Source organism: Gordonia soli NBRC 108243, assembly GCF_000334455.1.
In the GTDB taxonomy this organism is placed as follows: domain Bacteria; phylum Actinomycetota; class Actinomycetes; order Mycobacteriales; family Mycobacteriaceae; genus Gordonia; species Gordonia soli.
Genome location: NZ_BANX01000054.1, coordinates 1 through 2,401, shown reverse-complemented (window position 1 = coordinate 2,401; position 2,401 = coordinate 1). Strand labels below are relative to the sequence as shown.

The 2,401-nt window shown below is 69.3% G+C and carries 1 protein-coding gene; it reads left to right on the top strand.

Annotated elements, in window-relative coordinates; genetic code table 11:
* Positions 1 to 16: 16 nt before the first annotated feature.
* Positions 17 to 2,401 (top strand): condensation domain-containing protein (locus tag GS4_RS24615; RefSeq protein ID WP_157226767.1); only part of this gene is annotated, 2,385 nt, incomplete at its 3' end.

The window sequence follows — 2,401 nt, the reverse complement described above, 5'->3', positions numbered from 1 at the left end:
AGTCACCAGCACCGCCGTGACCGTGCACGATGATCGCCTCATCGCCTATGTGGCCTGCCCGGATCCCGACGTCGAGGGCGTGCTGCGAGCCGCCACCGCACGCAGGCTCCCGACGTACATGCAGCCCGACACCTGGATTCTGTTGCCGCACATGCCGCTGACCACGTCCGGCAAGATCGACCGTCGAGCGTTACCCGCCCCGGTCCGCGAGACCTCGGAGGTGGTGCCGCCGGGCAGCGACACCGAGCGCAGCATCGCCGCGACCGTGGCCGACGTCCTCTCCCTGCAGGTCGTCTCGGTCGTCGACAGCTTCTTCGACATCGGCGGGCACTCGCTCTCGGCCACCAGGGTGACGGCTCGCCTCGCACACGAGTTCGCGATGCCACTCACCGTCCGCGACCTGTTCGAGTTCCCGACGGTCCGTCTGCTGGCCGGCCACATCGACGCCACCCGTGACCGACTCGACTCGGTCGAGGTCTCCGACGGCGCCCGCGCGGCGCGCACGCTGGGACGCATCCCGCGACCGGCGCGCCTACCGTTGTCGCCTGCGCAACAGCGGATGTGGTTCCTCAACCAGTTCGATCCGGCCTCGCCGACCTACAACATCCCGTTCGCACTCCGAGTCGGTGGTGATCTCGATCTCGGTGCCCTGCGAGCAGCGCTCGGTGATGTCCTCGAGCGTCACGAGATCCTCCGGACCCGGTACCCACGTGACGTCGACGGGCGTCCGTGGCAGGCGATCGTGGCTGCAGATGAGATCACACCCGACCAGTGGTGGTGGACCGACGACGTGGAGGGTCTGCCCATGTCGTCGTTCGACGTCACCGTCGACCTGCCGATCCGTGCGGGGGTCGTCGCCGAGACCGCCCACTCGCATGTGGTGATCGTGGTGTGCCACCACATAGCGTTCGACGGGGAGTCGATCGCGCCGTTCCTGCGCGACCTGATCGGCGCGTACGCCGCTCGTGGCGACGGTCGTCAGCCGTCCTTCGCGCCACTGCCGGTGCAGTACGCCGACGTGTCGCTGTGGCGTTCAGAGATGTTGGGGGCCGTCGACGACGCCGATTCGGAAATGGGCCGACAGGTGGCGTGGTGGCGGCAACGACTCGCAGATCTCCCCGAGGTCCTCGAGCTGCCGACCGACCGACCCCGTCCGGCGGTGGCGTCCGGCCGTGGCGCGGTGACCGACATCGACATCCCGGTCGACCTGGTCCCGGCCCTCGACGAGTACGCGCGCCGAACCGGCGTCACGGTGTTCATGGTGGTCCACGCGGCGGTCGCGGTGGTGCTGTCCCGGCTGGCCGGCGCCACCGACATCGCGCTGGGCACACCGGTGTCCGGACGTGGTCGTGCGGAGTTGGACGGCGTCGTCGGCATGTTCGTCAACACGCTCGTGCTCCGAACCGAGATCGACCCGTCCGCCGCCTTCGACGACGTGGTCCGCACGGTCCGTGACGGCGACCTCGACGCGTTCGCCGCCGCCGACGTCCCGTTCGAACATCTGGTGGATGTCCTCACCGCCTCTCGCAGCGAGGCATTCGCGCCGCTGACCCAGGTGCTCGTGACCGTCGAGCAGTCCGGGGTCGGCGTTCCTGATCTGGCCGGACTGGACATCACCCCGGTGGACCCCGGAGGCGCTTCGGCGCGTTTCGATCTGACCATCGGCGTGACGGCTGATCGTGACGGTGACGGTGCCCTGTGCGCGTTGGGCGGCCGGATCGTCTACGCCACCGACCTCTTCGACGAGCCGACCGTGACCCGGATCGGGCAACGGATCGTCGATGTCCTCGCAGTCGGGATCCGGGATCCGCGCGTGGTGGTGGGCGACATCGAACTCGCGGCCGACTCCGAGAAGGCTGCGGTGGCGGGGTGGTCGGTGGGTGGTGCGGCGGTGGGTGTCGAGGTGTTCGGCGCGGCTGTGTCGGATGCCGGTGTGTCGGATGTCGGTCTGGTGGTTGATTCGGTTGCTGCGGTGGTTGCTGGTCGGGTGGGTGTGTCGCCGGGTGCGGTGGCGGTGCGGTTCGGGGATCGGGTGGTGTCGTATGGGGAGTTCGGCGCGCGGGTCGAGGAGTTGGCCCGACATCTGATCGGTCTGGGCGTCGGCCCGGACGTCGCAGTCGGCGTTCGCATCCCGCGGTCGGTGGAGTTGTTGGTGGCGATCCATGCGGTGGTGGCTGCGGGTGGTCGGTATGTGCCGGTGGAGATGGACACGCCGGCAGAGCGTGTGGAGTATATGTTCGCCACCGCCGGGGTGGAGATCGTGCTGGAGGGTCCCGGCGATGAGGTGGGTGACACGCCTGCCGGTGTCATGTCGGTGATGGTCGATTGTGGAGGGCCCGTGCCCGCCTCGGTCTCCGGCGGGCTGGCCGAGCTCGTGGCCGAGGTCGGCGTCGGCGAGGCG